At 73.7% G+C, this 4,405-nt stretch carries 3 protein-coding genes and 1 pseudogene; 3 read left to right on the top strand and 1 reads right to left on the bottom strand.

Going from position 1 to position 4,405, the window contains the following annotated elements:
• Positions 1-665, top strand: a 665-nt coding sequence (locus tag E1298_RS44620; RefSeq protein ID WP_131903428.1) for a GlxA family transcriptional regulator, incomplete at its 5' end; no start/stop codon positions are given.
• A gap of 749 nt (positions 666-1,414) precedes the next feature.
• Here E1298_RS44620 and E1298_RS44615 read toward each other — a convergent pair.
• Positions 1,415-2,116, bottom strand: coding sequence for a TetR/AcrR family transcriptional regulator (locus E1298_RS44615; protein ID WP_131903427.1), 702 nt, complete (start codon positions 2,114-2,116; stop codon positions 1,415-1,417).
• A gap of 110 nt (positions 2,117-2,226) precedes the next feature.
• On the opposite strand from E1298_RS44615, the gene E1298_RS44610 reads away from it, so the two are divergent.
• Both E1298_RS44610 and E1298_RS44595 read left to right on the top strand, forming a co-directional pair.
• A complete protein-coding gene (locus E1298_RS44610; RefSeq protein WP_131903426.1) occupies positions 2,227-3,360 on the top strand; it encodes an FAD-dependent oxidoreductase in 1,134 nt (377 codons plus the stop codon).
• Positions 3,361-4,329: 969 nt separating this feature from the next.
• A pseudogene (locus E1298_RS44595) lies at positions 4,330-4,405 on the top strand (response regulator transcription factor); the annotation flags it as partial.

The raw sequence follows: 4,405 nt of genomic DNA, 5'->3' as shown, positions 1-4,405 counted from the left end.
GTATAAGAGACAGCGGTGCCACCGCCCGCATCCTGACCCGCCACCACGCCCGCGGCGGCCAGGTCGCCAGCGTCTGCGCCGGCGCGTTCGCCCTCGGCCACGCCGGGCTCCTGGACGGCCGCCGCTGCACCACCCACCACGAACTCCAGGACGACCTGGCCCGCCGCCACCGCCGCGCCACCGTCGTCCGCGACGTCCTCTACGTCACCGACGACCGCGTCATCACCTCCGCCGGCATCGCCAGCGGCATCGACCTCGCCCTGCACCTGCTCGCCGCCCGCCACGGCCCCGGCGCCGCCGCCCGCACCGCCCGCGCCATGGTCGTGTACGCGCGCCGCAACGGCGACGAACCCCAGGCCAGCGCCATGCTCCGGCACCGCGCCCACCTCAGCGACGCCGTCCATCGCGCCCAGGACCTCATCGACACCGGCTACACCCGCCCCCTGCCCCTGGCCGGCCTCGCCGCCGCGTCCGGCGTCAGCGAGCGCACCCTCACCCGCCGCTTCACCGCCGCCACCGGCCTCACCCCGCTGCGCTACCAGCAGGAACTGCGCCTGGAACGCGCCGAGCACCTCATCGGCCAAGGCGCCACCCACGAGGCCGCCGCCCGCGCCGTCGGCTTCACCGACGCCCGCATGCTCCGCCGCCTCCGCTCCCGCCCCTGACCCCGCCCGGCAAGCCCACCGGTCAGGCCCCGGCGCGGGCAGGCCGTCGCCCGATCACAACGCCCAGGCCAACGCCCAAGCCCGAGCCCCGGGGCCTCGGCCCTGTCGCTCGGCCCCGGTTCCTGGCCCTGCTGGCCTTGACGGTCCCACTGCCGGCCCCGATGGTCGCCACGTCGGCGGTCGGCGGTCGGCCGTCGGGCATCGGCGCGGCCCGCATCCACCGATGACGACGACGGGCCGATCCGCAGCACCGAGACCGGCACCCGCGTCACCGACACCGGAACGGCCCGGCCCGGTACCGCGCCTGCGGCGCCGGCCAGAGCGATCAGCAGCGGAGCCACGACCCGTCCGCCAAGCGGATCGCCGGCGCGCCGGGCCGCCGCCCGGCCATCGACAACGACGTCTACGCGCAGGTCAGGGGTATCCATTGCCTTTCGGCCCGTTCTACGGATCCCACATCAATTCCGCGGGGCGCCACTCCTCCCGTTCCCGAGCCGCCCGGCGGCCTGCGACCCCTTCGCGGCGGCGGCACCACCGACGACGAAGGACCGGGGACGGCGGCAGCAGACCGGCCGCGCGGAAGAGCCGCACCGGACCGTCCGACCGCGGCCTGGCACGCCGACCAGCACAGACGGTGATCATCCACGGCCACCGCAACGAGACGGAGGCGCGAATCGACCGACCGTGCGGACGGAATCAGGCGGGCTCGGACGGGTCGAGCGGCCCAGCGCAGTGCCCGATCAAGGCGGCTACGGGGCCGGCGGGTGAACCGCGGTGATGCCGGCGAGGATGAGATCGATCCCTGCGAGGAACTCCGCCCGGTCGTCATGGCCGCGCATCTGGTCCGCGACGGCCCGCGCGAACGGGTAGTCGCCGGGGTCGAGCGCCTCCCACGCCCGCGACACCGAGTCGAGGAACTCGCCGCGGTCCACGCCGGAACCGGCACCGCGGCCGTTCGCGGCGTTCTGGCCGGCCGCGCCGAGGATGTAGTGCACCAGCGCGGAGGCCGCGGTGAACCAGCCGCCCTCCGGCACGCCCAGCGCGCGGACACCCCGGCCGATGCTCTCGAAGATCCGCGGCGTCACCGGCCCCCAGGGATTGCGGGACAACTGCGTGGCCAGCTGAGTGGCCAGCCACGGGTGTTCGTCGATCGCGTCGAACAGGCCGAGCGCGACGGCGCCGATCTCCTTGTGCGGCGAGCCCGCGGACCCGGCGGGCCCGGTGGCCAGAGCGGCGGCGACCACGGCGTCGGTCGCGGCGTCGAGCAGCTCGCTCTTGCTCGCCACATGCCAGTAGATCGCCCCCGGCCCGGTGGCGAGGCGCCCGGTCAGCGCCCGGAACGTCAGCCCGCCCTCGCCGGACGTGTCGAGCAGCTCGACGGCGGCCTCGACGATGCGCTCGCGGGTCAGCGCCTCTGCCCGCCGCTCCGGCTTGCGCGTCCGTGGTGCCATCCCCCCAGTTTGACATGTCTGGAGCGTTGTTCCAACATGATGATTGGAACAGCATTCCAGACAGGGTCGGCCAGATCCCGGCGGCCGGCCTCCATCCCGAAGGAGCCACCATGAACACACCTGTCACGATCATCGGCGCCGGGCTCGGCGGCCTCACGCTCGCCCGCGTCCTGCACGTCCACGGCGTCCCGTCGACCGTCTACGAGGCGGAGCCCTCACCGACGGCGCGCACGCAGGGCGGGATGCTCGACATCCACCACGACAACGGCCGACCGGCCCTCCAGGCCGCGGGCCTGATCGAGGAGTTCCGCGGCCTCATCCTGGAGGGACGCCAGGCGACACGAGTCCTGGCCCCGGACGGGACCGTCCTGCTCGACGAACCCGACGACGGCACGGGCGGCCGCCCCGAGGTGCAGCGCGGCGCCCTGCGCCAGATGCTGCTCGACTCACTGCCGGCCGGCACCGTCCGGTGGGGCCGCAAGGCCGGCGCCGTCCGCGCCCTGGGCGGGGGCCGCCACCAGGTGACCTTCGCCGACGGCACCACCGCCACCGCGGACCTGCTGGTCGGCGCGGACGGCGCGTGGTCACGGGTCCGTCCGCTGCTCTCCGACGCCGCACCCGAATACGTCGGCATATCGTTCATCGAGACCTACCTGCTCGACGGCGACACCCGGCACCCCGCCAGCGCGAAAGCGGTCGGCGGCGGGGCACTGCTCGCGCTCGTGCCGGGAAAGGGCATCCAGGCCCACCGGGAGAGCGGCGGGACCCTCCACACCTACGCGGCGCTGTCCAAACCACAGGACTGGTTCACCGGAATCGACCTCACCGAACCCGCCGCGGCCACCGCCCGCATCGCGCGGGAGTTCGACGGCTGGGCACCCGAGCTCACCGCGCTGCTCACCGACGGCGACACCGCACCGGTCCTGCGCCCCCTCAACGCCCTGCCCAAAGGCCACCGGTGGGACCGGACGCCCGGAGTCACCCTGCTCGGCGACGCCGCCCACCTCTCACCCCCCAACGGCGAAGGCGCCAACCTGGCCATGTTCGACGGCGCCGAACTCGGCAAGGCCATCGCCGCGCACCCCGATGACACCGAGGCCGCGCTCACCGAATACGAGCAGGCCCTGTTCCCCCGCAGCACCGAAGCGGCCACCGAGGCCGCCCGCGACTTCGATCTCTGCTTCGGCGACAACACACCCCACAGCCTCATCGCCCTGCTCACCGGAAACGCACAGCCCCACTAGAACACCCGCCATCGTGCGCGGGCCGGGGGACGATCCGCCCGGGCACCGGCGCCAAGGGCCGATCCCGCGGGTCAAGGCCGATGGCCGGGGGGTGGACGGCGACTGCCGATCCCATTCGGCGTCATCGACGCCGAAGCCGAACCCGCCGGACCCGCCGAACTCGACGGATCCGGCCGCCACGACCGGCGCAGCCGCGCCGACCCGGCTTGCCCCCGATCCCCCATCGAATCCGGCGAATCGTCGAACCTGATGCCCCACCCGTCCATCACCGCAGCGACTCCGGGGCCGACGTCACCCCACGCCTGCTTCTCCAGAGGCATCGTCACGGCGCTGCCGACGGACGACCGCTCGAAATGGCCACGGAATCCGCCGTCGCCGCCGTCGCCGCCGAGGCAAACCGCAACCTTGTCGCCCGGTCGGTTGGGGGACCCCTCCGGCGCGTCCCAAACCATCAGCGTGGAGCCGTCGGGGGTGTCGAGCCGGGCGTGCCCGAGCCTGTCGGCGTCGGACGAGTCCGGCGAGCCGACACCCGAGACCGTGCCCGTCTCCAGCCCACCGCCCGAGACCTCCCGTAGAACCCCATCGCCTGCCGCGCGTCCCCGCCGTAGCTGATGTAGGCCCACTGGTCAGGCCGCCTCCACCAGAGCCCGTCTGCGACGTCCCCGCAGGTGGATGAGGGTGCGGGGACTCCATGGCCACGCGACGGCCGTCGGGGTCGACGCACCAGGGGCGAAGTGATCCGCGGAGCAACGTCCGCGTTGGCCGTTCCTCCTCACCGACCCTGGACCCGTCTTCAGCGAAGTCAACACCATGCCCGCAGTGACGGCCGCCTCCCAGGCGCCCAGAAGGTTCACCGCAGCCGGACCGCCCTGCGAGCAGCCGGTCGCGCGCCTGGTCGACGCCGCCACCGTGCCCGGGGTGTCCGGTTTGCATATGCTGGCTATATGCCGTGTTGCTTAGGCTTCAGGTATGCGCGTGTTGATCGTGGAGGACGAGCCCTACCTGGCCGAAGCCGTCCGTGACGGTCTGCGGCTGGAGGCGATCG

It is taken from the genome of Actinomadura rubrisoli (genome assembly GCF_004349215.1).
Classification (GTDB): Bacteria; Actinomycetota; Actinomycetes; order Streptosporangiales; family Streptosporangiaceae; genus Spirillospora; species Spirillospora rubrisoli.
This window is presented reverse-complemented; position numbering and strand designations above follow the sequence as displayed.